Origin of the sequence: Shewanella sp. DNRA4, from assembly GCF_012843185.1 — a bacterium.
Taxonomy (GTDB): Bacteria; Pseudomonadota; Gammaproteobacteria; order Enterobacterales; family Shewanellaceae; genus Shewanella; species Shewanella xiamenensis.
In genome coordinates, this window is record NZ_JABAIP010000009.1 from 1 (window position 1) to 24,732 (window position 24,732).

At 45.9% G+C, this 24,732-nt stretch carries 23 protein-coding genes; 8 read left to right on the top strand and 15 right to left on the bottom strand.

The window, feature by feature from the left end:
• Nucleotides 1-446: 446 nt before the first annotated feature.
• Nucleotides 447-998: a D-glycero-beta-D-manno-heptose 1,7-bisphosphate 7-phosphatase gene (gmhB, locus tag HG547_RS10955; protein WP_037419937.1), complete on the bottom strand. Its 552-nt coding sequence runs from the start codon at nucleotides 996-998 to the stop codon at nucleotides 447-449.
• A gap of 316 nt (nucleotides 999-1,314) precedes the next feature.
• On the opposite strand from gmhB, the gene HG547_RS10960 reads away from it, so the two are divergent.
• Both HG547_RS10960 and HG547_RS10965 read left to right on the top strand, forming a co-directional pair.
• Nucleotides 1,315-1,986, top strand: a complete 672-nt coding sequence (locus HG547_RS10960) for a GntR family transcriptional regulator (RefSeq protein WP_169547852.1) — start codon at nucleotides 1,315-1,317, stop codon at nucleotides 1,984-1,986.
• Nucleotides 1,987-2,078: 92 nt separating this feature from the next.
• Nucleotides 2,079-3,143 (top strand): ketoacyl-ACP synthase III, encoded by a 1,065-nt coding sequence (locus HG547_RS10965; RefSeq protein ID WP_169547853.1) that lies wholly within the window; start codon nucleotides 2,079-2,081, stop codon nucleotides 3,141-3,143.
• A 35-nt stretch (nucleotides 3,144-3,178) separates the two neighbouring features.
• Here HG547_RS10965 and HG547_RS10970 read toward each other — a convergent pair whose 3' ends face one another.
• The 10 genes from HG547_RS10970 to HG547_RS11015 all read right to left on the bottom strand — a co-directional run bounded on the left by HG547_RS10970 (nucleotide 3,179) and on the right by HG547_RS11015 (nucleotide 13,837).
• Nucleotides 3,179-3,778, bottom strand: a complete 600-nt coding sequence (locus HG547_RS10970; RefSeq protein ID WP_169547854.1) for a lecithin retinol acyltransferase family protein — start codon at nucleotides 3,776-3,778, stop codon at nucleotides 3,179-3,181.
• Nucleotides 3,779-3,988: 210 nt separating this feature from the next.
• Nucleotides 3,989-4,666 (bottom strand): exonuclease domain-containing protein, encoded by a 678-nt coding sequence (locus tag HG547_RS10975; protein WP_169547855.1) that lies wholly within the window; start codon nucleotides 4,664-4,666, stop codon nucleotides 3,989-3,991.
• The gene (locus HG547_RS10980; RefSeq protein ID WP_037426795.1) at nucleotides 4,666-6,528 is read right to left on the bottom strand and encodes a DUF294 nucleotidyltransferase-like domain-containing protein; all 1,863 of its coding nucleotides are present in this window, start codon (nucleotides 6,526-6,528) and stop codon (nucleotides 4,666-4,668) included. Before HG547_RS10980 ends, HG547_RS10975 begins: the two co-directional genes overlap by 1 nt.
• Nucleotides 6,529-6,678: 150 nt before the next feature.
• Complete coding sequence (locus tag HG547_RS10985) at nucleotides 6,679-8,415, bottom strand: sodium:solute symporter family protein (RefSeq protein ID WP_037419920.1); 1,737 nt, start codon at nucleotides 8,413-8,415, stop codon at nucleotides 6,679-6,681.
• An 11-nt stretch (nucleotides 8,416-8,426) separates the two neighbouring features.
• Nucleotides 8,427-8,693 (bottom strand): DUF4212 domain-containing protein, encoded by a 267-nt coding sequence (locus HG547_RS10990; RefSeq protein ID WP_011622295.1) that lies wholly within the window; start codon nucleotides 8,691-8,693, stop codon nucleotides 8,427-8,429.
• Nucleotides 8,694-9,123: 430 nt separating this feature from the next.
• The gene (locus tag HG547_RS10995; protein WP_169547856.1) at nucleotides 9,124-9,747 is read right to left on the bottom strand and encodes a thiol:disulfide interchange protein DsbA/DsbL; all 624 of its coding nucleotides are present in this window, start codon (nucleotides 9,745-9,747) and stop codon (nucleotides 9,124-9,126) included.
• A gap of 405 nt (nucleotides 9,748-10,152) precedes the next feature.
• Nucleotides 10,153-11,004: an SDR family NAD(P)-dependent oxidoreductase gene (locus HG547_RS11000; protein ID WP_169547857.1), complete on the bottom strand. Its 852-nt coding sequence runs from the start codon at nucleotides 11,002-11,004 to the stop codon at nucleotides 10,153-10,155.
• Nucleotides 11,005-11,072: 68 nt separating this feature from the next.
• Entirely contained in the window at nucleotides 11,073-12,278 is a 1,206-nt protein-coding gene (locus HG547_RS11005; protein ID WP_055646941.1) for an HD-GYP domain-containing protein, read from the bottom strand.
• A 219-nt stretch (nucleotides 12,279-12,497) separates the two neighbouring features.
• Entirely contained in the window at nucleotides 12,498-12,971 is a 474-nt protein-coding gene (locus HG547_RS11010; protein WP_037426787.1) for a DUF2919 domain-containing protein, read from the bottom strand.
• A gap of 245 nt (nucleotides 12,972-13,216) precedes the next feature.
• A complete protein-coding gene (locus HG547_RS11015) occupies nucleotides 13,217-13,837 on the bottom strand; it encodes a LysE/ArgO family amino acid transporter (protein WP_169547858.1) in 621 nt (206 codons plus the stop codon).
• Nucleotides 13,838-13,949: 112 nt separating this feature from the next.
• On the opposite strand from HG547_RS11015, the gene HG547_RS11020 reads away from it, so the two are divergent.
• Nucleotides 13,950-14,867 carry a LysR family transcriptional regulator ArgP gene (locus HG547_RS11020; RefSeq protein ID WP_037426785.1) on the top strand — a complete coding sequence of 306 codons (918 nt, stop codon included), beginning with the start codon at nucleotides 13,950-13,952 and terminating at the stop codon, nucleotides 14,865-14,867.
• A gap of 112 nt (nucleotides 14,868-14,979) precedes the next feature.
• On the opposite strand, the gene HG547_RS11025 is transcribed toward HG547_RS11020, so the two are convergent.
• Entirely contained in the window at nucleotides 14,980-16,080 is a 1,101-nt protein-coding gene (locus HG547_RS11025; RefSeq protein WP_037419898.1) for an AI-2E family transporter, read from the bottom strand.
• A gap of 198 nt (nucleotides 16,081-16,278) precedes the next feature.
• Entirely contained in the window at nucleotides 16,279-16,512 is a 234-nt protein-coding gene (locus HG547_RS11030; protein WP_037419895.1) for a sulfurtransferase TusA family protein, read from the bottom strand.
• 112 nt (nucleotides 16,513-16,624) lie between these two features.
• Between HG547_RS11030 and HG547_RS11035 the strand changes: the two genes are divergently transcribed.
• The 4 genes from HG547_RS11035 to HG547_RS11050 all read left to right on the top strand — a co-directional run bounded on the left by HG547_RS11035 (nucleotide 16,625) and on the right by HG547_RS11050 (nucleotide 21,231).
• Nucleotides 16,625-18,094 carry a M48 family metalloprotease gene (locus HG547_RS11035; RefSeq protein ID WP_037419892.1) on the top strand — a complete coding sequence of 490 codons (1,470 nt, stop codon included), beginning with the start codon at nucleotides 16,625-16,627 and terminating at the stop codon, nucleotides 18,092-18,094.
• Between the two features lie 122 nt (nucleotides 18,095-18,216).
• Entirely contained in the window at nucleotides 18,217-18,567 is a 351-nt protein-coding gene (arsC, locus tag HG547_RS11040) for an arsenate reductase (glutaredoxin) (RefSeq protein WP_169547859.1), read from the top strand.
• Nucleotides 18,568-18,618: 51 nt separating this feature from the next.
• A complete protein-coding gene (locus HG547_RS11045) occupies nucleotides 18,619-18,999 on the top strand; it encodes a DUF2069 domain-containing protein (protein WP_169547860.1) in 381 nt (126 codons plus the stop codon).
• Between the two features lie 279 nt (nucleotides 19,000-19,278).
• The gene (locus HG547_RS11050; protein WP_169547936.1) at nucleotides 19,279-21,231 is read left to right on the top strand and encodes a hypothetical protein; all 1,953 of its coding nucleotides are present in this window, start codon (nucleotides 19,279-19,281) and stop codon (nucleotides 21,229-21,231) included.
• Nucleotides 21,232-21,343: 112 nt separating this feature from the next.
• Here HG547_RS11050 and hda read toward each other — a convergent pair whose 3' ends face one another.
• Together hda and HG547_RS11060 are read right to left on the bottom strand one after the other, a co-directional pair.
• Nucleotides 21,344-22,054 (bottom strand): DnaA inactivator Hda, encoded by a 711-nt coding sequence (gene hda, locus HG547_RS11055; protein ID WP_037419883.1) that lies wholly within the window; start codon nucleotides 22,052-22,054, stop codon nucleotides 21,344-21,346.
• Between the two features lie 76 nt (nucleotides 22,055-22,130).
• Nucleotides 22,131-23,213: a DUF2066 domain-containing protein gene (locus HG547_RS11060; RefSeq protein WP_169547861.1), complete on the bottom strand. Its 1,083-nt coding sequence runs from the start codon at nucleotides 23,211-23,213 to the stop codon at nucleotides 22,131-22,133.
• 215 nt (nucleotides 23,214-23,428) lie between these two features.
• On the opposite strand from HG547_RS11060, the gene HG547_RS11065 reads away from it, so the two are divergent.
• Nucleotides 23,429-24,667 (top strand): uracil-xanthine permease family protein, encoded by a 1,239-nt coding sequence (locus tag HG547_RS11065; protein WP_037426776.1) that lies wholly within the window; start codon nucleotides 23,429-23,431, stop codon nucleotides 24,665-24,667.
• Nucleotides 24,668-24,732 lie beyond the last annotated feature (65 nt).

Below are 24,732 nucleotides of genomic sequence, written 5' to 3' on the forward strand. Positions count from 1 at the left end.
ATTTAATTCTTTGATTACTCGCCAAACGGCAGAGTAATTTCGATTAACTCAACACCTGTGAGTGTCCACACAGATTTGCTTGATAAATTGTTAAAGAGCATGGTTATTTACCTTAAGCATTTAGCGCTTTTGGCTTTCACCGTTGACCCCGCTGGGCCAGTGGATGCGCATTATAGGGATGTCAGATTTTACCGCAACCCCTTTAGGCAAAATAATTAGAAAAAGCGATGTGAATGCGCATTTTTTAAACCAAACCTAGGTTTTAGCGCCTAATTCGCTGTAATTTCCATCACTTTGGCTATTTTTATCGCATGATAACGCCGTTAGCATCGGTCACTAAGCAAAACGATAAAGCCAATACCGCACTTTTTGTTGTTAAGCTCGCGCTTCAAGTTCAATCTCACGGTTCAAATAGATTGATGCACGCTTTAAGTTGCAAGAATAGGCTACTTCTTTAAAAAACCCGGTACATCGGCAATGCTATCGAGCACCACAGACGCCTCGCTATCATCAGCAATGGCTTTACCAGTACGGACGAGAATACGTGTCGGCACCCCTGCTGCTTTTGCGGCAAGCATATCGTCGGCTTTATCTCCTACCATCACAGATTGGGACAAATCGATTTTCAAAAATTTTGCCGCGTCGAGTAACATTCCTGGTTTGGGTTTGCGGCAGTCACAATCGACTTTATATTCACCAATCCCTTTTTCATTATGGTGCGGGCAATAATAGATACCATCGAGGTCGACACCTTTATCGGCAAAGTTCCAATCCATCCATTCGGTGAGACTGTGGAATTGGTCTTCGGTATACATGCCACGGGCAATTCCCGACTGATTAGTGACCACCACCAATTTGTATCCCATTTGCTTTAATGCAAGGCACGCCTCAAATACGCCTTCAATATATTCAAAGTCATCTACCTGATGCACATAACCATGATCTTTGTTGATCACACCATCACGGTCCAAAAAAACAGCTCGATTGACTGCACTCACAGTACTACTCCACTCACAAAAAACAGCGCTTAATGCGTAATTTTACTATTATTCCATCCATTGCAAAAAATTGCACCGCGAAGTTGACGGATACCACTTAGCAATTTGAGTTTGATTCATATTCTGACAATTCATTTGCCATCGTAACGCCTATAAATGGTCAATTAACACATCTTTAAGGGCGAATTCGTCCGCGAATAATTGTTTTAGCCATCTAGTCGATGCGCAGCTCAATCGAGCTTTCCCTTTATTTGTGCTGTTTTTAACGGTAATCTTGCACGGATAACAATAAAACACCTAAAAATAGACGGTCATAATGAGTCGAACTACGCCTATAGTCCATAAAACCCGCACCCAGTTAGTTGTAGAGGTGCTCAGAGAGAAAATACTTTCGGGTGATATAGCCGCAGGAGAACCACTCAGACAAAGCGCACTAGCCGAAGCATTGAATGTTAGCCGCATTCCGGTAAGAGAAGCCTTGCTGCAACTTGAAGCTGAAGGGCTGGTAAAATTCGAACCCCATAAAGGGGCAACGGCGACTGAATTATCCGTTGAACAAGTGACCGAGCTGTTTGAGTTGCGCGCCATGATCGAAACCGACTTACTCGCCAAAGCCATTCCACGACTTCAAGAAGACGATTTAATAAGAGCTGAACGCGTATTAGAACAATTGGAATCAGCCTTTAAACATGAAGATGCCGTCGCCAGTTGGAGCGAGCTAAATACACAGTTTCATACCTGTTTATACCAAGCCGCCAATCGCCCACATACGCTAGAGGTCGTGCATGGCCTCAATACCAACTGCGATAGATATATTCGTTTGCAATTACTGCTCGCAGGAGGCATTCCCGCAGCAGAGCACGAGCACCGCGAACTGCTCAATTATTGTAAGCAAAAAGAAACAGAGAAAGCCACGGCGTTACTGCGACATCATATTTTGCATGCCGCAATGACAATTCGGGATCTGGTCGCCAAACAGGTGGTATAGATCACGGACTGTCATTCGTTATACCGATAAGCTTTGTTGTCGATTTGAGGCAGCACTAAAGGTTCTGCCTTTTTTATTTGAGAGAAAATACCATGCAGTACGCCACAATCACTGGCTGGGGAAAATGTGTTCCACCCGCCACTTTGACTAACGATGATCTTGCCACTTTTATCGAAACGTCCGATGAATGGATTAAATCACGCACAGGGATCAGTCAACGTCATATCAGCCATGTGAACACCTCGGAATTAGCCTCAGTTGCCGCCAAGCGTGCGCTTGCAGCGGCTGGGATTGAGGGCAGAGAAATTGATATGATCATTTTAGCCAGCGCTAGCCCAGATACTTTGATCCCCAATATAGCCTCAACAGTGCAGGCCAATATTGGTGCAAGCTGCGCAGCCTTTGATATCAACGCCGCCTGCAGTGGTTTTTTGTACGGCTTAGGTTTAGCGAGCTCACAGATCAAGAGTGGTCAATACAAGAAAGTCCTCGTTGTGGGCGCCGAACGCTTATCTTTCTACCTCGATTGGTCTCGCCGTGAAACCGCCGTATTGTTTGGTGATGGCGCAGGCGCAGTTGTCGTGGAAGCGACCGATATCCCTGGTGGCGTATTAGGTTATGAGCTGAATAACGATCCCGATGGTCGAGACATCCTCAAAGCGGGTTTCGGTACCGCGATGGATCGATTCTCCGCCGAATCATTAGACTTTTACATCCAATTTGATGGCCAAGAAATTTTTAAACGCGCCATTAATGGTATGAATAAGTTAAGCACTCAAGTGCTGGAAAAATGTGGCGTCGATAAGGATGAAGTTGATTTAGTGATCCCACATCAAGCGAACGAGCGCATTATTGATACCCTCGTTAGCCGCATGAAGATCCCTAAAGAAAAAGCCTTTGTGAATATTGCTAACTATGGCAATACATCGGCGGCAACGATTCCAATCGCGATTTGTGATGCACTCGAAAAAGGGTTAATTAAACCTAACCAAACCATTCTTTCTTGCGCCTTTGGTGCGGGATTAACCTCTGCTGCATTACTATTGCAATGGGGTGAACGTGTCACGCCAGTGCAAATTAGTGACGCCCAATTACCGCCTTGCGATCAAAGTGGAATCGAGTTGGTAAAACGCGCTGTAGACTATTTCTGTAAGTAAGTTTATGCATATAAAGGCCATCATTTAGATGGCCTTTATATATCTGTAAGCGCTGATGCTAAATGCATTTCATCCCAGTAAATCCCCTGCGCAAAATAAGCTGCGAGTTTTTGATTTAACTCATTAAAGCTTTTAATCGCTCGTTCTTCACCGCACAGACATGACCACACAAATCGGTGGCAATTATTGTCAAACAGGTCATATTCACGGTACAGATAAATCGTCCGCTCGGCTCGATTAACAATGGTATTGGCGATAAGCGGTTGATGTTGATGATTACAGGCAATAAAAATTTGGCTACCTGTTCGGCCCGCTAAAAATCGCTTTACTGATACGGCTCGAACAAGCCCTGAGCCATGTAACTCCACGATGCAATCATCCGCTAACCAAATCCCAGTATGCTCAATCACCCCAAACACATAACAACAAACGATACTTCCAGGTTGTGGCGTGACTTGCTTAAAACCCTTTTGCCATTGGCTCGGCGCAGTAATCATCGCCTGCTTTGTGCTTACTTGGCGAGGAACGCTGCCTAATAGTCGATTGCGTTCAAGCTGTTGTCGCTTTTCGCGTTCATCGGCGAGCATCAATGCGCCCATCGCTGCACCGCCAATCCATAGTAACGGTAGTGGCATGATCTTCTCCTATTAGCTTAACACTCCAAACCACGCAGTAATACTCGCGTGCACCACTTGCTCAACACACTTGGCGAGAGCAACCAATCACCGTATAAGTTAAGCAATCGCAAATGCCTCACTCGTAATGAGTGTAGTCAATGAGCCATTAATCAAATATGAAAAGCCTTCTGTTCGAGAAAATATCGCGAATGAAGTGGCTTAACGTGATTAGGTCAGTAAATCCCCGACTGAAATATCTGCACCTCCCCCCATGGCCGCCACTTGTGCTAATAATAACTCCGCACAGGCTAACGCATCGGTTAATGCACTATGGGCACCGTAAATCGGTAAGTGATAACGCTCTCGACAGGCTCCAAGCCTTAGACTTCCTTCTTTAAGTACCGAATGCTCGCGTAATAACCGCTGTTTCTCAAGTACTAAAGTATCTATAGCGGGGAGTAAAACGGCTTGGTGATAGATAGCCAATATATCTTGTTGTAAAAAACGACAATCCAGTGGGGAGTGATGGGCAACTAATACTCGGCCACGGGTTTGAGCAATAAACCATGCCATAGCCTCCTCAATGCTCACCGCTTGGATTAAATGGTTGTCGAGAATCCCATGAATTGTCGCACTTTGGCCGACGCTACCCTTAATTTGCACTAATTTTTGCTGCGCCTCACCAAGGGGGAGCACTCCATTTTCAATGGGGACTAAGCCAATGCTTAAAATTTGATCCTGAAGGGGATCTAACCCTGTCATCTCCAAATCCATCGCCATCAAGGGAGCACGATTGATGGGCAGCGTCATCAGAGGGATTAAGGACTGATAATAATCCTTAAATAATTGATGCTGACAGCGCAGTGCTCGCCATTGCAACTTAGCATTAATCAACCAAGCGCCCATTAAAAGCTCCGCATAAATTTCATCTTCATGCCCGACTGGGCGTCATGAACCACCTTGAAGGCATCCCGTAATTGATGCCGAACTAAAGAAGATAAATGTGCGGGTAACAGATAGTTACTAATCTCAAGTCCCTGCGTATGTTGATAACCTTGGTTTGATAACCGCATATGGGCGATAAACTCATGGGCATCGGCTAAGTTAAGCGCATCCTTACGATTAAGAATATTAGCGTCCATCAGTGCCCGAATGCGTTTGGCGGTATTCACTTCTTTAATGCCCGCAGACAGGGCATATACGCGAGCAATATCATTGATCAAAGCATTACCCTTATGCTTTAAATCAATGCCTTTTACCTCACTGCCATCGCGCTCTAACACAAATTTTCGAAAGAATCCTAAGGGCGGAGACTCGATTAAGGAATTGCCAGTCAAACCCGCGAGAAAAATATCGTTGTCTTTGGTCTGTGCCAACACCTTATCCTGCAAGGCATCAAATAATGATAATGGGCCAAATACCGAACGCATATCGAAGAAAATACTTGCATGCATCAATGCCTTAGGCTCTGGCGTGACAACCCACTTTTCAAAAACCTGCTGCCATTCTTTGAGCGACATACGCCACTTGGGATTTTGCGCCATGATATTACCAGGGCAAAACGCATAACCACATTGATCAAGCCCTGCACAAACCGCATGGGTTAACGCATCGAAATACCCTTTCGCATAATCATCCATTTCCTCGGCCACCAGCAAGCCGTTATCTTGATCCGAACAGGCGGCTTGGTCTTGCCGCCCCTGCGAGCCAAAGGCTAACCAACAAAACGCCATCGGCGCCTCACCGAGAATTTGCTGATTTAGCACAATCAAGCGCCGGGTTAAGGCATCGGTGACCGAGGTCAGCACGCGACCAATCTCCTCAGCCCGTGCATCAGCACTGATTAAATTTTGCAATAACAAGGGGATTTGTTTACTAACGCTAATGAGACTTGCGAGATCACGTTGGCGCTCGATTTCACCAATAAGGAGTAATGGCTGCGAACCTTGACCGCGTAAAATGTCGGTACTGGTCACCATGCCAATGGCTTTCACTTCCTCGCTATTTTGCTCATCAATAATCGGCAGATGGTGAATATTATGTTCACTCATCAATAGCATAGCTTCAAAGATCAAGGCATTCGATGAAATCGAAATCGGTGAAGTCGTCATGGCTTGATGCACGGCAATTCGGCCATCAAGCCCTGCGGCGAGCACTCGATTGCGTAAATCTTTATCGGTTAAAATCCCCACCAGCTTACGATTATCGGTAACGAGTAAAGACGATACCCGCGAGTTACGCATCAAAAGGGCTGCTTGCGTTACACTTGCGTGGGCGTCGATCATAATCGGTGAAGATGACATTAAGGTACTAATACGACTGGTGGTCGTCAGATCTTTAGCCTTAAAACGCGCTTCATGGCGTAACCGTTTGGCAAAAGCACGGGTAAAAAATTTATCAAAGTGCCGACTCTCACTTCGTAGTTGATCGAATAATGCCTGTGGTAAGTGGTATACCAAACTGTCTTCAAGAATGGCGACCCGATTGACTACCTTCTCCCCTGACAATAGCGTTGAAAAACCAAAAAACTCCCCTTCGGCGACTCTATCCACTAATACCCCTTCGGGATCGCGCACCTCAAAGGCACCGCTGCGGACCAAATACAATTTCGGCGCATCGGCATCAAATGTCACAAACCCTGAGGCTTTACTGTAATACCCGACGATGACTGACTTAGCACAATGGCGAATGGTTTCGTCAGGCAAAGTATCAAAGGGAGCTGTAGACGTTAAAAACTGCACAACGGGTTGTAATTCGCTGGCGTTCATAGCAACACCTTATTTTAGGTGAATTTTATCCCACTATAACGCGCTCGATTGTTGGGCCATATACGACTAAAGTCAGGCTCAAACTCTGCACTGACACCACCAAAAACAAAAGGACGCAAACGCGTCCTTTTCTCTTAATCTAGGTGAAAGTTAGTGGCCGCTGGCCTCACCCGCCCCTTTAGGGAAACGGATAGACTCAACCATTTCCTGCACATGAGCTGGTGCCGCTGCGGTCAGTTTGCAGACAATAGCTGCTACCACAAAGTTCACTAGCATACCCACCATACCGATACCTTCAGGCGAAATACCAAGGAACCAGTTCGCAGGCACGTTTGCAGTAGGATCAACAAACTTGAAGTAGATGATATAACCAGCGGTAAAGAATAAGCCAAGCACCATACCTGAAATGGCACCTTCTTTATTCATGGTCTTAGAGAAGATACCCATGATGATTGCAGGAAACAGAGATGACGCAGCCAAACCGAAGGCGAATGCCACCACCGCCGCCACGAATCCTGGAGGGTTAACCCCGAAGTAACCCGCAATCACAATACCGATACCAGCAGCAAGTCGAGCGTACATTAACTCTTTCTTGTCAGAAATATTTGGCATCAGGTTTTTCTTCATTAAATCGTGTGACACTGATGTAGAGATAACCAACAACAAACCCGCAGAGGTAGATAGCGCCGCAGCGAGACCACCCGCAGCCACCAGCGCAATCACCCAAGCTGGCAGATTCGCGATTTCTGGCGTTGCTAATACAATGATGTCGTTGTCGATTTTCATTTCGTTAGGGCTAGCAGCATCTTCCATTTTGCCTTTGGCATAGTAGATTTTGCCATCACCATTTTTGTCATCCCATTTGATCAGACCGGTTTTTTCCCAGTTTTTGATCCAATCAGGCGCAGTTTCATAGGCAACACCCTTTTGATCTGGGCCGTTAATGGTTTCGATCATATTGACGCGAGAGAATGCCGCTAATGCAGGAACTGTGGTGTACATGATGGCGATAAACACCAATGCCCAACCCGCTGATATACGAGCATCTTTCACTTTCGGTACGGTGAAGAAACGCACAATAACATGGGGTAAGCCCGCTGTACCGACCATCAAAGCACCCGTAATACAGAACACGTCGATCATGCTCTTAGAACCATCGGTGTAAGGGGCAAAGCCTAAATCCACAGAGAGATTATTCAGTTTCTCTAACAGATAAACGCCAGAATTATTCCCCGCAGCATCGAGTAACTCAGCACCAAAACCAATTTGAGGAATGATATGACCCGTCATCATCACAGACAGGAAGATTGCAGGCACCATAAAGGCGAAGATCAGTACGCAATATTGGGCAACCTGAGTATAGGTAATCCCTTTCATCCCACCGAGTACCGCATAGAAAAACACCACGGCCATACCAATATATACGCCGGTATCTACCTCTACCTCAAGGAAGCGCGAGAATACCACGCCCACTCCGCGCATTTGGCCAGCAATGTAAGTAAAGCAGATGAAGATGGCGCAAATAACAGCTACCGTGCGTGCCGCTTGGGAGTAATAACGCTCACCCACGAAATCAGGCACGGTAAACTTACCAAATTTACGTAAGTATGGTGCCATACACAGGGCTAATAAAACGTAACCGCCGGTCCACCCCATCAAGTACACACTGCCGTCATAACCGACGAAAGAGACAATACCCGCCAACGAAATAAAAGATGCCGCAGACATCCAGTCGGCGGCGGTTGCCATGCCGTTTACAACGGGATGAACACCACCACCCGCTACATAGAACTCTTTAGTTGAACCTGCGCGAGTCCAGAGCGCAATCCCAATATAGAGGGCAAACGACAGCCCCACAATCAGATAAGTTAATCCTTGTACACCCATCTCTGTGCTCCTTAGTCTTCTTGTACGTTATATTTTTTATCTAAGGCGTTGGCTTTTGCCGCGTAGACAAAAATAAGCGCAACAAAGACATACATCGATCCCTGTTGAGCAAACCAGAAACCTAATTTGAATCCCATAAAATGGATTTCATTGAGTACATCAACCAATAGAATGCCGCATCCAAACGAAACTGCGGCCCAAATAGCTAATAGGCCCAAAACCAGACGTAAATTCTCGTTCCAGTAACCTTTTGCTTTATCATTATTTTCAAACGCCATAGCGACTCCCCTGTGCTGTTTTATTTTTAAGTCTCGTTAAATCTAGCAACAGCTGGAGTGACCACAATCAAGACCTTAGTCTAATTTGCGAAATACCTCACATAGCAAAATACAAAATATCATTTAGAACCATCAACTTAACAATGTTTTTACATTTTGTTGCAAAAGTCGTTTTTTGAGCAACTTAGACCAATGTCGAAGAACCTAAGACTAGAAAGAGACAAAATAGCGTGATAAGTGGAACAACTAGAAAGTAGTAATAGCCTGTCATATAAACAAAATATCGTATTACTTCGAGTGTAATACGAGAGCTATCATCTCAACCTACACCACTTAGATTTGTCAGCAGACAGGCAAAAAATAACCCAGCATGGCTGGGTTATGGGAAACTGGTAAATTGGCGCCAGCATAGACGCCAGTATCAACGTTATTATTTAGCGGCTAAGTACTTCACTAACTCGGCCAATTCTTCAGGAGTATGAACCTGAGACGTGACTAAATAACGGCCATTTACCAATAATGATGGCACACCTTTAATCCCAGCCAATTCCGCTTGCGAATCGTAACTCATCAGTGAAAATTTAGCGTCAACAGAATTCATCGCTGCATCCACATCATCAGCTTTAGCACCTTGAGCCACAAAAAAGGCTTTCACTTGCTCAGGGCGGGTAAATTGCTCACCCTTGTCATGAATTTGTTTAAAAATCGCCTCATGGACTTGCTTGGTCATATTGAGCTTTTGCGCGATATAATAAGCCAATTGGCTCAGTTCCCACGCAGGACGACCCGCCCCCACAGGCGTACGTTCAAAGGCTACATCCTTGCCCAAGAGTTTTACCGTGGAAGCGACAAAGGGTTCCTGTTTGTAGCAATGTGGGCAGTTATAGGAAAAAAACTCTCGCAGCACAGGCTTTTGCGCCTCGCTCATTCCTGCGACAGTGACATAATCCTTCCCTTCTTCAAAACTGGCCGCTTGCAGCGCAAAATTGGCGCTTAAGACCAATCCACAGGCCAAAGCAGCCAAAGGTCGAACAAGATTAGTTAGGGTTTTCATATATTCTCTTCTTATTAGGGCGTGTTGACGTTTCAGGGTTATTTTTGCAGCAATTTGGCTGACTTTTATGCAAGGCAAAGTCCGTGCAGTGTAGTTATTCTACATAAACGGACGATAACGCGGCAGAAAAGCCAGCCAAATGCTGCCCGAAGGGTTCGTCTGGCAAGCCCTTGCTCTTTGTCACTCGTCATTTGAGTAGAATAACTACACATCATTCCTCGTTTCGCGAGCACGTGCTTGCCAGAACGAACAAAATCTAATCTCGAAACGTCAACACGCCCTAGTGAATGATTAACACGCATCATTGAATCGTAAGTCGTTTGCAACAGGCACAGGCCATTAAGATACCTCAAAATATGGCCATTGTTCTTAAACATTTGTTAACAATAGGTGGTAAATCCGCCGCTAACAGGCCGCTAGCATCGTAAGTGGGGAGGTAAACTGATACTTAAATCCCAGATCGCGGACGATTTTATCCCCCAGAATCACTTTGCTGGGTTGAAGCTGGGTATTAAATTGCGGTTCAGCCAATCCCAGTGACAGAGCCGCAGCACCGTAAAATTCGCTTCTCGATGGATGCTCTGGCGCGCATAGATTATAGATAGAGGCGATCTTCTCTCCCTTTAGCTTAGTGTCAATAATTAAACTCACTGCCGCGACGCAATCCTGTAAATGCACGAGATTGACTGCAACATTACCACCAGCCACATCGGTTTTGCCTGCAAAAAAACGCCCCGGATGACGCTTTGGTCCAACGAGTCCAGCAAAACGCACCACGCAAGTATTAGATTGGTGAGCAAATAAAGCTTCAGCATCCAGCAACACCTGTGCTGAAGGTGACTCGGCCTGAGCATCCGCTTCGGTCATGGATTTATCAAGAGAGGGATAAACGCCCGTGGTGCTAATAAACACTATGCCTTGATATTGCCAACCTTGGGTTAAGTCGATGAGTTGTTTCAGTTCGTTAAGATAAGCTGTATTACCATGCTTTAGACGAGGAGGAATATTAACAACAAGGAAGTCTGTCTGAAATAAGTCTTGCAACAGCTGTGCATCGGGAACAACATCAACATCATCACCAAGTTGTAGTTGGAATGCCTCAACACCCGCGAGTGTTAACGCCGGAAGATCCTCACACTGGCGCTTAGCCCCAGTCACGCGATAACCGGCTTGAACAAGTTGTTTTGCGAGCGCAAAACCGAACCACCCACAGCCTACAACCGCAACACTCTTTTTCTCCATCACAGTGTGTTCCATTATCTCTGACCTACTTACTGCTAATAATATATTTTGGCCAATAGCATACGGAACTCTGGCAAAGGGATTCAAGCTTGTAAGGAACTAAAATAAAAACTAATCCCCTTATCGACCTGCAATGTTCGCCTTGCGCCCTCAGTTAAATCTTCAACTCGCAAAGACTTTTGCACTGTCACGCCCTCATCACTTAAAAAGCGTAACGATGCTTCACTACCATCTTCTTTACAGGCCCACACCTGAGGCTGACTCACTTCTTTCGTGGTCATAATGACTTTTGCAACGCTATCATCCGATAGCTTAACTAAGGTCCCTGGTGGATAAATACCTAATATCTTGACTAAGACAGAAATCAACGATTCCGAATGTTTACTGGCTCTATTTTTAAATAAGTAACCGAGGGCAACTTGAGGAGAAGAAGCTTGCTGACCACTCAGTTGCTGATCGTAATCATTTGCTAGACTAACGATTTGAGTCACGATGGGAATTTTATGACCTGTGAGCCCATCAGGGAAACCCGAACCATCAACAAACTCATGGTGATGTAACACGATATTTAGTACTTCTTTGGGGAACAGCCCTGAACGATTAAGCATGTCATAGCCAAAATTAGGATGCATCTGTAAGTAATTGGCTTCATGGGGAGTCAGAGCACCACGCTTTCGACGGATCACATCGGGCACTTTTAGCTTACCAATATCATGGAATAAACTGCCAAGGGCAATATCGCGCAAATCCCTCGCTGGTAAATCCAGTGCATGACCTATCATCATGGCGAGCACCGCCACTGATACACCATGCTGGGTCACACTCACATCCTTTTCGTCCATCCCGACTAAGGTCAAGAAGGGTTTTTCCACCTCTTGTAAATGACTGAGTAAATCTTCAACTAACGCTGCAGACAGGCGATATGCTCCTTCAGGATCGCTCACTATCTTGCCATACATATTACGGCACTGATTAACACTCTCTAAAAAACGTTTTTGACTTAAACGCATCGATTTACGGGTATCTGCTTTTAAATCTCGCTCTGGTGGCGCGGCTTCAATATCTTCAATGTCTTCCTCTTCTTCAGCAGTATCAATCTCATCATTACTGCCAGAAATGAGGTAAACATAGGGAACACCAAGCCCCCGGATCATCTCAATCTGAGCCGCACTATTGATATCAACTCGGTTAAATAAGAATGGGTGATTTGTCCACGACAAAGGCAACTTAACCCGCATACCGGGCTGAAGTTCTGAGAGTAGTAATTTTTTATGAGCTGCTTTTGCCACGCAATATGACTCCTTTCATGCACGCAAGAATGCAATATGACTTCTTGGCGCGTACATTTAAGCTAAGTACATATAACTATAGATGATTCAGCAAAATCAGTAAGCTGTTGGTGAAAAAATGCTTATCAAACTGAGGGATAGAACACATAAATTATGCTAACTTCATCGAATAAGACATAAAAAACAGTAATAACAAAGAGATGTAGACTACTATGTTTTTTAAGTTTTTATTTCCTTCGGCCAATCCGTGAGGTAATAACGCAGTCGTTTTGACTGATAGACATAAAGACAGGACCAAAACAACACCAAGGCATCGAGTGCCAAACTCCAATGGAATAAAAACTGTCCGTGAATTAACCGCTGAGACAGTAAAACCGCATCAACTAATAATAATAACCACAGTCCCCATTTGAGATGGACAAACAACGGCCGAATCCATGAGGGCGAGCGGCGCCGCTCCGCAAGTACGACAAAATAAAGCACTACAGCACCAAGACCTGCCGCGAGTGCAAGTAAAAAGTCTGATTTTTCAGGATAAAAGAGCCTCACCAATTCCGCTCTATCACTGGCTTGAGTCAAGGAGGCGATAAAAATACACCAGCCTCGCGCGAGGAATGCCAAAATCACATATAAAAAAATCGGCGGTTTAATATGGCCTTTATCATCAAGCCAAGTGATGTGACTAAAATTCAACGGCAATCCATTTAGTAAAAACTTAAGCAATAAATATTAAATGGTGCCTATTGGCGTAATTTCAATGGGAGGGATAAACAAATCAAGCACACTCAACGGTTAGATCAACATTTCCGCCGTGTGCGCTACCCCATACTCCCTTTGATATGTAGATTTAACCATTTGAACTTAATATGAATAAGGTCGAAGGATTAGCCCCTTCGACCTGAACATGACAACCAACCATAAAACTTCAAAAAGGCACATTAATTTACCGTCATATATGGCCAAATAATTGCTGCGGCGATGCTCCACATAGTCAACCAAATAAAGCGATCTAAGTATCGCCACGCCGCTGGACGACTAAATATCGGCGCCAATAAACGCGCACCAAAACTTAAGCTAAAGAACCAAATAAACGAAGCCAGTACCGCACCCGCACCAAACCAAGGACGATGGGCATCTTCGAACTGAGCACTAATGCTCCCCAGCAGCACGACTGTATCTAAATAAAGGTGTGGATTAAGCAGGCTGATCCCAAGTGTGGTCAGCATGGCCTTACGCAAAGTGTCGGCATTTTGCGCATTATCCATCTCCATCCCTTTAGCGACAAACGAGGCTTTAAGTGCATTCGCACCATACCAAATCAAAAAGGCGGCACCACCAAAACTAGCCACATGTTTGATAGTCGGAAAGGCTTCAATAATATGCCCAAGCCCAGCAACCCCCGCAGTGATCATTAAGGCATCGATGATTGAACAAAGCAGCGCAATCGGCAAAGGATAAGCTCGCTTAATCCCCTGCTTTAGCACAAATGCATTTTGCGCCCCTACGGCAATGATCAAACTACCACCAATGCCCATACCTTGTATAAACGCCGTTTGCATAACTACCTCTCATGTCTGAAGAAGGCGCTAGCATAGACAAAACAACAAAATTAATATAACTAATGTTTTTTATGTATCATAAGTAAAATTAATAACCTTAAGGACGGCAATCATGTTGGAATACGCCAATCTTAAAGCGCTTGCGGTCGTCGTCTCCGAAGGCGGCTTCGAGCGCGCCGCAAAAGTGCTGCACATTACCCAATCAGCAGTGTCACAACGCGTTAGGCAATTAGAAGAACGAGTCGGCCAATCCTTACTTATCCGCTCAACACCTGTGGTGGCGACCCCAACAGGGAAGCGTTTATTGCGCCACTATTCACAGGTGCAACTACTCGAGAGTGAATTGAGAGCCGAGTTAGATGCCGATGACCCAAATCATCCAACGACGGTGCGAATTGCAGTCAATGCCGACAGTTTAGCGACATGGTTTTTGCCCGCATTGGCCGATATGTTCAGCCGACATGCTTGGCTGCTCGAATTGATTGTCGATGATGAGTCCTACACCCATCACCTACTGAAAAACGGTGAGGCCGTCGGTTGCGTGACCACGACAGCCAACCCCATGGCCGGTTGTAGCAGCGAGTTTTTAGGAACCATGGAATATATGTGCGTCGCCACCCCAGCATTTGCGGCGCGTTATTTCGAATGGGCAAAAAATAGCGATAATGTCGGCGCTCAAATAACCCAAGCGCAGCTTGCGAAAGCCCCGGCTGTGGTGTTTTCGACCAAAGATAAAATGCATGAAAAGTATCTCGCCCAGTATTTTCAAATGTTGCCAGGTCAATGGTGGCAACACAGCATTCCCTCATCGGAGAGTTTTTTAGAGGCGATTAACTTAAGTCTGGGTTACGGTTTAGTGGGTCACTTACAGGCAAAACCCTTGATAGACAAAGGCATATTAATTGAGCTCACCCCAGAAAAACGCATTCGGGTGCCCCTCTATTGGCAGCATTGGAATATCAAAGCGAAACAAACCACTTTGGTTTATCGGGCGCTTGCCGCCACCGCACAGCATCTATTACAGCAATAATGAGTGCAGCAAGAGTGAGTAAAACAATTGTTAGTACAAATAGTTAGCGGATAAAAAAACTGAGCACTCGTGCCCAGTTTTGAACTATTAGTTTTTACCTATTACCAGCGGCTTAGGCTTCTGCCGAATCCGCCTTCACCTGCGCTATCGCCACAGGTTCAATCTCGGTTTTAGGCCAAGCATTGATCACCGCTTTCACCAAGGAGGCTAATGGAATGGCAAAGAACACACCCCAAACGCCCCATAAACCACCGAAAACTAACACAGCAGCAATAATGATCACCGGATGCAAATCCACCGCATCGGAAAACAGGATAGGTACAAGTACGTTACCATCCAAGGCCTGAATAATGCCGTAACCTAGCATTAAATAACCAAACTCAGAGCTAAAACCCCACTGGAAAAAGGCCACCAGCATAATGGGTAGAGTCACTAAGGTCGCGCCCACATAGGGAATCAACACCGACAACCCGGTCAACACCCCCAGTAAGGCCGAGTATCTCAGCCCCATAAACGCAAAGAAGATGTAGCTCGCCACCCCGACAATCACAATCTCAATCACTTTGCCGCGAATATAGTTAAAGATCTGTTGGTGCATTTCAAACCACACTTTTCGAGCCAACTGACGATTGGTGGGGAAAAAACGCTTACTACCGCGGATCAGTTGATCTTTATCCTTAAGAAAAAAGAACACCAACAATGGCACTAAAATAGCGTACACCATCAGCACCAATAATGACGCAGAGTAACCAATCAGCTGTTTCGCAATGTCGAGCACATGTTGGGTATCAAGTAATTTCTTCAACTCGGAGACCATTAAATCGAGCTGTTCAGTACTTATAAATTTAGGATACTGGGTCGCTAACCCCTGCAAGGTCAGTAGCCCTTTATCTATCATATTCGGTAAATCCGTCATCAGACTTACCCCTTGACGCCACACACTCGGGATTAGCCCAAAGGTCAGCAACACCACAATCCCTAAAAACAGCACTAGCACTAAGGAAGCCCCCGTAGTGCGATTAATCCCCAATTTCAGCATTTGCGCCACGGGCCATTCGAGTAAAAAAGCCAACACCAGAGCAACAAGTAGCGGGGCTAACAAACCACCAGCAAAATAAAGTACTAACGCTAAACCCACTAGAATGGCCAATAAGGTGACGGCCTGTGGATCACTAAATCGCTCTTGATACCAACGAGAAAAAAAACTAAACATGCATTCATTCCAATGGGGGTTGGCTTTCCCAACAGGCAGGAAAGTGACTTATGAGTTAACCTTATCGCAGTAGATTAACTGTGTATATGCTTGAAAATCAGTTAACTGCTAACTATGACTGACAAGCCTAGGTTAAGTTGCAGTCAGCTAGCTAACTCGCCATTTTGACTGCGGCATTGAATCATGCTTTGTGTATGATTATCCCTGCGATAAATCAACTTTTGTAATTAATAGGCCTAACTGACTCGCATCATCGTGTAACGTCACGACCTGATGCCCCTGTTTTTTTAAAAAAGTGGGAACATCTCGGCGGGAACCTGGGTCTGAGAGTAGGATATGTAAGCTGTCACCTGCAGACACAGACTTCAACGCAAGTTTGACCTTAACCAAGGGAACGGGGCAGCGCAATGATGTTAAATCAATAAAAATCATAATGAACTTGCTATGAACGAACTTGGGCTATTATCCTAAGTTGCAATTCAAACTACAAGCTAAGGGCTACCTAAGCCTTAGTTGAGACACTTAAAAGAAATAAAGGATCCACTTGCGTAATTTGACGTTTTTGACCCGATGTAAACCCCTTGCGGCGAGTGTGCTTTCATTAATGTTACTCGGTGGAGCCGCAAAGAGTTTTGCCAACAACGACTTGCCCGATCTGGGTACCGCCGCCGTCAATACCTTCAGCCTAGAAAAAGAAATGGTCTATGGCGATGCCTATATGCGCGTTATTCGCTCATCGGCGCCCATGCTGAACGATCCGGTATTGAGCCAATATTTAACTGAACTGGGCAACAAATTGGTCGCCCACGCCACGGGAGTCAAAACGCCCTTTTATTTCTTCTTGCTACAAAATGATGAAATCAACGCCTTTGCCTTCTTTGGCGGCCACGTTGCGGTGCACACAGGGCTATTTCTTAATGCTGATAACGAAAGTGAACTGGCCTCGGTATTAGGCCATGAAATCACCCACGTAACCCAGCGTCACTTAGCACGCTCCCTCGAAGCGCAGCAAAAAACCGGACCAGCGACTGTTGCTGGTTTACTCGGCGCCATTTTATTAACGATCGCAGTTCCTCAAGCAGGGATGGCCGCGTTGGCAACCACCCAAGCCATGGCGACACAATCAAAAATCAACTATACCCGCCTGCATGAAAAAGAAGCCGATCGTATCGGCATGCAAATTTTAGTCGATGCGGGATTTGATCCTAATGCCTCCGCCGATTTCTTTGGCAAACTCGCCAGTCGTTACCGTTTTACGACTACGCCACCGCAAATGCTGTTAACCCACCCTTTACCTGAATCACGGATTTCCGAAGCGCGGGATCGTGCCCAGCAATATCCCCACCGTTATGTGCCGGATAATCTGAACTTCCAGCTCGCTAAAGCCCGTATTCAGGTGCGTTTTTCCAGTTATAGCGACGATGCGGTATTAAGCATGTTTGAAAAGCAGCTCAATAAGCAAACCTATGGCTTTAAAGAGGCGGCCCTCTACGGCAAAGCATTAGCACTGTTTAGATTGAAGAAGTTTGATGAATCCGAAAAAATTGTCGATGAACTATTAAAAATCGATGATAACAACTTGTTTTATCTCGATACTAAGACGGATTTGCTTAACGAACGTAAGGATTATGCCCAGGCAACTAAGTTACTCGAAACTCAGCGGAAGATGAAACCCACTTCGCAGGTGATCAACGCTAACTTAGCCAATATCTATATCGAGGCTGGTGACCCCGCTAAAGCGATTCCGCTGCTCGAAGATATGATTTTCCTCGATAAGCAGAATCAACTGCCCTATCAGTTGCTAAATCTTGCCTACAAGAAACTTGGTAACCAAGGGATGGAGTATTTCTCCAATGCCGAGTTAATGGCACTGGGGGCGAATTATAAAGGCGCAATCGATCAACTGAACTTTGCCTATCGCGCCTCGGAAGGTAATCCATTACAACTGGCGCGAATCGAAGCACGTATCCGTCAATTTAAACAAGCGGATAAAGAGATGGATGCTCTGAAGTAAAATCGGCTCTGTTATTTAATCTATTGCTAATCCCTGATAATCGCGCCCCGAACACCCTGACGGGGCGCTGTTTTTTCTGCTATCATCCGCGCCATTGTTTTAGCCGATTGAGCATGAGAACTATGACCCAAGCAACGATTTACCATAACCCACGTTGTTCAAAGAGCCGCGAAACCTTATCCCTACTCGAGCAACAAGGCTGCGATATCACAATAGTGGAATACCTTAAGAATCCTCCAAGCGCCGCTGATATTCGTGGAATTTTAGCCACGCTCAAACTCAGCGCCCGTGAGTTAATGCGCACTAAGGAAGACGAGTATCAAGCACTAGGTCTTGCCAATCCGGCTTTAACCGAAGAACAACTTATCGACGCCATGGTCAAAACGCCAAAATTGATTGAACGCCCAATCGTACTGGCTAATCAACAGGCAGCCGTTGGTCGTCCACCGGAAAATGTACTGAATATTCTCTAAGTTGTTCAGGCTATTTCACCACTGTTCCAAGATGTTTAGATTAGGAAAATCATGACCTCAAGCTCTCTACTGACACTTAGCCGCTTAGGCTACCTTGCCCTTGTTCTGCTGCTGGGCGGCTGGTTTATTGGTCAAGGCATAAATGGGGAATATACCTTATTATTCAGCCTATTATGGATAGTGCCTTTATTGCTTCCTATCAAAGGCATTTTAAAAGGTAATCCTTACACCTACGCATGGGCAAGCTTTATTTTATGCTTATATATGCTGCACGCCCTCACCTTGTTGTATGTCACGACCGATGCATTGGCCTTTGCCATTATTGAGGTCCTGCTCATTAGCGCACTGTTAGTCGCGTTCCCGTTTTATGCTCGTATCCGTGGACGTGAACTCGGCCTAGGCCTGAAGAAAAAATCCGATAAGCAAGACTAATATGCCGAATATAATAAAGCGCGGTTGATTTACACCGCGCTTTTTATTGCCCGACACACCCTCGGCGCCAGTCCATCCGTTTTTAGTCAAAATGATCAATGCCCCGCCTATCGCCAATAATCACTACAAACAATCTATAACATTTAAGCTACCTTTGATCGCTTTTTGTAACTAAAAGAGCGTGCTATAGTCATTTTTTGTGCCAATAAATGACGGTGAATCGTGCCTGTCAAACAACAAAAACAAACAATAACAGCGAATTAATTGGAGTGAGTCATGATGGAAATATGGGGCCCAATTCGTCGATTCAGTATCATAGCCGCAGCAGCAACATTGAGTGCCTGTGGCGGCGGAGGTGATAGCAACAGCGATGGCGGCACCGTTACGCCTCCCACAACCAATGTGCCACGTTGTACCTCAGTCACACCATTAGTGACCACAGATACTGGTGCAATTCGGTTTAAGACGGAATCTCAATATGGTGTAGGACAATCCAGTGCCATTATTGCCAGCCTAGGTAATCGCGATTCGCAGGATCTCACCTTCCGTTGGCAACAACTCGAAGGCCCCAGCATTGAACTCGTTAGTCAAAATAGTCCTGTATTAGCGATGGAGCTTCCGGCCGCGGGCAGCTACCGCTTTCGCTTACAAATCACCGGCGCCAATACCAATGTGACGGGTGATATCAGCATTAATGCCGATAACAACACGGGCGGATTGCTAAATATTCGTCAAGATCATCAAGCCGTTGAGGGTAACGATGTGAGCTTGCGAATTGGTCAGCAAGCCGGCCTCAGTGCCGCCAATATCAATTGGTGTATCGCCGAAGGCCCCGATGTCAGCCTTGACATAAGCGATCCCTTTAGACCCCTCTTTACCGCACCCGCTGTTGCTCAAGATACCTTAACCCGTCTTAGGGCATCAGCCACGATTAACGGTAATGCAGTGACAGATGAAGCCTTTGTATTAACCACGGCAGCGCCCACGATAAGCTCCAGTTACTTTGATACGCCACTTGCGCGTACTCATGCTTATCATCCAACCTCACCTTATGCCAGTGCGTTAACGAGCTGTGTGTACTCGAATCAGTTAAAAGAGGCTTGTACAATCAATCAATTGCCACTCATAGGCCAAGTTTCAGATAACCTTGATGTCGATACGATTCTTGATCGGGTATTAGTGTCCCACGATTGGATGGGGGACAATTTTGCCGCATTTTTACGGCAGATGGATCCTAATAGTGACTTTGCCCGCCTGCTACAATCGGTCACCGCAGTGGTGATTAGTTATGATGTGCGCCCATCTTTCTATTGGGTTGTGACAGGGGCGATTTATCTCGACCCCAACGACCTTTGGCTGACACCTATGCAGCGCGATACCATCAACGAAGCGCCAGATTATCGCAGCAGCTTTGGCAATGAGCTGAATTTCATCATGCCATGGCGTTACGTTAAAAATAATCAATATGCTTCACAGGGCTTCCCAATCACTACGCGCGCCACACGGACTCTGGCTCAAATTAACCCTGACCTCGCCTCACTCTTATACCATGAGCTCGCTCACGCTAATGACTTCTTCCCAAGAAGCGTGCACGCATCACTTACAGGTCCAAGACTATTGGATGACTATAGTCGCCGAAATGCCAGTAAGAGTTTGATTTCAGATCAAGTAAGCCGCAGTTATCCCCTCACGAGTACCGAAATGACTGGGCTTGCTGGAGTGAGCTTCTTGGGCGCGAAAGCCACTGCCACCCAAAAAGCCTACCAACCTTCGGATGTCAGTACGTTTTTCTCCGGTGATATTGCCAATGATTTTTACAATTATTCCAGCACCCGCGAAGACACTGCAATGCTATTTGAAGAAGCGATGATGAGCTATCGCTATCAGATCCTGCGGGATGTAGCAGTGACAAATGCACCCGATGTAATCACCGCGGATACGATTATCGTCAACTGGGGACAAAGAGGCCGCATTGGCGCCGATAATTTGCTAAACCGTGCCGCCTTAGTGATCGATGGTATGTTACCCGAGTTAGATGGTATTACCTTGCTAGCAAGCCTGCCCGAGCCCATCCCGATGACCCAAGGGCAAAGCTGGCGTCAAACATTAGGGATATCGCCCAATGCTGCCATTGTGAAAGGACAACAAAGTAGTACCGCAGCCAGTCGCGATAGCATAGCCGAGCCAGAGCTGCGCTTCAGTGGCGATCGCCATCGCCATCCGCAGCAGTAGTCACTTGATCTAAGCGAGCAGATAGACAAGATTTCAGTATTTCAGCTCATTTGGAGATATAAAAAAGCCCGTCGTAATTATGCGACGGGCTTTTTGCTAATACGGTATCGGCTCAGAGGTGCAGCATTTCTTTTGCAAAAGGAATGGTGAGTTTGCGCTGATGCACTAAAGATGCTTTATCAAGTTTATCTAACACATCAAACAGAGTACGTAGGTCTCTTGCCATTCGGTTGAGCAAAAAACGTCCAACGTCTTCAGGTAATTGCAGCCCACGCATGGCAGCACGGCGTTGCAATGCTGCGAGTTTTTCATCATCAGCCATAGGCTGGAGTTGATAATTGAGTCCCCACTGCATTCTTGAGACTAAATCGGGTAATAAAAACCCTGCATCAGCAGGCGCAGACCGACCACTCACCACCAGCGCGCAATGTTTATTTTCAGCAACACGATTATACAGATCAAAAATCGCCTCTTCCCAAACTGGGTGGCCTGCGATGTCGTCCACATCATCAATGCAAATCAAATCAAGTTGTTCCAAACCTTCTAATAGCGCCGTCGAAATACTCGCATGGATCCCAAGTGGCAGATAAAAGCTGCGGCGGTCGAGCTCATTCGCATGGGCACAGGCGGCATGCATTAAGTGAGTACGTCCCGATTTTACGGGTCCCCAAACATAGATAGCCGCTTCACCATGCCCCTCAGCATTAGCGCGCAGCTTTTGAATAAGTTCATCATTACCCGCTGCAGGATAATAACTATTAAAAGTTTCATCGTCTGGCAGATAAACCGGCAATGAAAGTTGTAGCGGTGAGTTTAATGGCACTCGTACGTCTCAATATCAATAAATTATCAACCCCACGCGACTGGGTAGAGTATTTCCCAGCCTCTACGAGGGAAGTTTAAGGTAACCGCCATTGATAGACAGTTTTACCTGCAGGGCTCGCACTGGCGGAAAACTCTCCAGGAGCGACCACCGAAATTCTCGGCTCTAAACTTAATAAACGCTCGAAGTCTGTCTGTGAGCCAAATAGATCTAACGAAAAAGTCACAGTGTTACCTTGAATGCGCGACAAAGTCGCATTCTTAACCGCACTCAGTTGTTTTAAATACTTCTCCACCTCGACAACTTGTGCCATTTTATCAATGTTCACAAAGGTCACACTAGCGCCAACCTGCTCACCAGAATCCGCAATAGCATACTTAGTAAAATAGTAATCCCCTAGGGCAGCCATCATCGCTGTGATCGCCTGCGCACTATTTTCAGCACCGCCATTAAAACTAAACAATGGTGGCGTTAATGAATCAATCGTAGTTTTAGAATACAGATTTAAGCGATAACGCACCTGGTTCCCTGCTGGCTCAATGGCAACAAGCGCTAAGAAATCAGCTTGATAACGTCCAGAGACACTGGCCACGATATCTGCAAACATGCCTTTGACATCGTTCGGGTTAATCCCCATGAGTTCATCAAGATCGAGGATGGGCAATAGCACAGGGATCCCACGTTCATCAGAGAAAGAGCTAAACGCCTGACGCTCGGTCGATGTGGAAGAATCACTTAATAGAATGGTGTCACCTTCACCGGGCATCGCCACCCAAAACAGGGTCAATGGACGCTGGGTGCCCCATACAGGGAGTTGTGCTTGACGCAACAAGGACACAATTCGTCTATGCTCGAAATTTGCTTTCAGCAGCAATTGACCATTTTGTTCAACATAACCAAATTGACTTAGCAAAGCATCAGGATTGGCCAACTGCGATTGGATCACGCTATTGTCCAAAGAACGGGCCGTCCCCGTGTTTTTAATGATCACTTTTTCTAAAGCGGTTTTCAGCGCGCTATTACGCTCTGGAACCGCACGGGAAGTGACCGGTACATCGGCCTCATCTAATTTACTCACTTCAACAGCTTGCAGGCTATTAACGGTAAACAGGCAGTATAAAAACGCGACTAAGCTTGGCTTTAATAGAAATTTCAGCATCTTTGGGTAGTTGAAGTAACATCAGATAGTGCAAATTGTACCATAGTTCGCGCCTTTAGCGAGTCTTAGCCTTATTCGATACTCTGAATAAGGATCGCTACTCTGACAAGCCATAAAACAGTGATCGCCACCCGCAAATACATCATTTAATAAAGATCATATTGCAACAAACTGTTATCATCTCGCGGTTTACCCTAAATTTACGAGAATAATAAATGAGACGACTTGCTATTCCATTGCAGGGCGCACAAATGCTGTTTGTCGCATTTGGCGCCCTGGTACTGATGCCACTGTTAACCGGGCTCGACACCAGTGTTGCACTCTTTACCGCAGGTATTGGTACCCTACTATTTCAATTAATCACTAAACGCCAAGTGCCTATTTTTCTGGCTTCCTCCTTCGCTTTTATCGCCCCGATTCTTTACGGGGTACAAACTTGGGGGATCCCATCAACCATGGGCGGTATCATGGCCGCAGGCGCGGTCTATGTATGCCTAGGCGCCTTAGTTAAAGTACGCGGCACTGACTTTATTCATCGGCTGTTACCACCTGTAGTTGTAGGACCCGTCATCATTATCATTGGCCTGGGCTTAGCACCTGTTGCCGTGAATATGGCGCTGGGCAAAAGTGGCGACGGCAGTCTAACCTTAGTCGCAACCAATACGGCATTAATCATTTCGCTTGTATCCCTTTGTACCACCATTGCCGTAGCGATTTTTGCTAAAGGGTTACTCAAGGTGATGCCCATTCTTGCTGGCATTATCGTTGGCTACAGCCTGAGTCTAGCATTTGGTATCGTCGATTTTGCGGTAGTCACTGCTGCAAGTTGGATCGCCATTCCAAAATTTGTCGCCCCCGAATTTAACTGGCATGCGATTGCGTTTATGATCCCTGTTGCCATTGCTCCTGCGGTTGAACATATCGGTGACATCTTGGCTATTTCCAATGTCACTGGTAAGGATTTTATGAAAAAACCTGGCCTGCACCGCACCTTAACGGGTGACGGCGTAGCAACAATCGCCGCAGCAGCCTTCGGTGGTCCACCAAACACCACCTATTCAGAAGTCACAGGTGCAGTCACCTTAACCCGTAACTTCGACCCAAGGATCATGACATGGACAGCCATTACTGCCATTACCTTGGCGTTTGTAGGTAAATTAGGGGCACTGATGCAAACTATCCCCGTTCCAGTTATGGGCGGCATTATGTGTTTGTTATTTGGTTCAATTGCCGCTGTAGGATTAAATACCTTAATCCGTAATCACGTGGACTTATCGGAGCCGCGTAACTTAAGCATTGTCGGTGTCACCTTAGTCTTCGGTATTGGCGGTATGGCCTTTGGTATTGGTTCCTTTAGCCTTACAGGCATTAGTCTTTGCGGGATTGTCGCCATTACCATGAATCTGCTATTACCTGCGAGCAAACATCACGATCGAGATGCGGCATCACACTAAGTGTTGCCCTTCAATTCCTGACTCAGTAGGAATATGGCAATAAAAAAGCCGCTAAGTTATTCACT

Excerpts from the sequence above, each read along its gene's own strand:
- HG547_RS11065 (WP_037426776.1), top strand. The coding sequence starts at position 23,429 with ATGAGACGACTTGCTATTCCATTGCAGGGCGCACAAATGCTGTTTGTC.
- HG547_RS10965 (WP_169547853.1), top strand. The coding sequence starts at position 2,079 with ATGCAGTACGCCACAATCACTGGCTGGGGAAAATGTGTTCCACCCGCC.
- HG547_RS11025 (WP_037419898.1), bottom strand. The coding sequence starts at position 16,080 with ATGTTTAGTTTTTTTTCTCGTTGGTATCAAGAGCGATTTAGTGATCCA.
- HG547_RS10985 (WP_037419920.1), bottom strand. The coding sequence starts at position 8,415 with ATGGGTGTACAAGGATTAACTTATCTGATTGTGGGGCTGTCGTTTGCC.
- HG547_RS10990 (WP_011622295.1), bottom strand. The coding sequence starts at position 8,693 with ATGGCGTTTGAAAATAATGATAAAGCAAAAGGTTACTGGAACGAGAAT.
- HG547_RS10975 (WP_169547855.1), bottom strand. The coding sequence starts at position 4,666 with ATGGGCGCTTGGTTGATTAATGCTAAGTTGCAATGGCGAGCACTGCGC.
- HG547_RS11015 (WP_169547858.1), bottom strand. The coding sequence starts at position 13,837 with ATGCAAACGGCGTTTATACAAGGTATGGGCATTGGTGGTAGTTTGATC.
- HG547_RS10960 (WP_169547852.1), top strand. The coding sequence starts at position 1,315 with ATGAGTCGAACTACGCCTATAGTCCATAAAACCCGCACCCAGTTAGTT.
- HG547_RS11060 (WP_169547861.1), bottom strand. The coding sequence starts at position 23,213 with ATGCTGAAATTTCTATTAAAGCCAAGCTTAGTCGCGTTTTTATACTGC.
- HG547_RS10970 (WP_169547854.1), bottom strand. The coding sequence starts at position 3,778 with ATGCCACTACCGTTACTATGGATTGGCGGTGCAGCGATGGGCGCATTG.
- HG547_RS11000 (WP_169547857.1), bottom strand. The coding sequence starts at position 11,004 with ATGGAACACACTGTGATGGAGAAAAAGAGTGTTGCGGTTGTAGGCTGT.
- HG547_RS11020 (WP_037426785.1), top strand. The coding sequence starts at position 13,950 with ATGTTGGAATACGCCAATCTTAAAGCGCTTGCGGTCGTCGTCTCCGAA.
- HG547_RS10980 (WP_037426795.1), bottom strand. The coding sequence starts at position 6,528 with ATGAACGCCAGCGAATTACAACCCGTTGTGCAGTTTTTAACGTCTACA.
- HG547_RS11030 (WP_037419895.1), bottom strand. The coding sequence starts at position 16,512 with ATGATTTTTATTGATTTAACATCATTGCGCTGCCCCGTTCCCTTGGTT.
- arsC (WP_169547859.1), top strand. The coding sequence starts at position 18,217 with ATGACCCAAGCAACGATTTACCATAACCCACGTTGTTCAAAGAGCCGC.
- HG547_RS10995 (WP_169547856.1), bottom strand. The coding sequence starts at position 9,747 with ATGAAAACCCTAACTAATCTTGTTCGACCTTTGGCTGCTTTGGCCTGT.
- HG547_RS11050 (WP_169547936.1), top strand. The coding sequence starts at position 19,279 with ATGGAAATATGGGGCCCAATTCGTCGATTCAGTATCATAGCCGCAGCA.
- HG547_RS11045 (WP_169547860.1), top strand. The coding sequence starts at position 18,619 with ATGACCTCAAGCTCTCTACTGACACTTAGCCGCTTAGGCTACCTTGCC.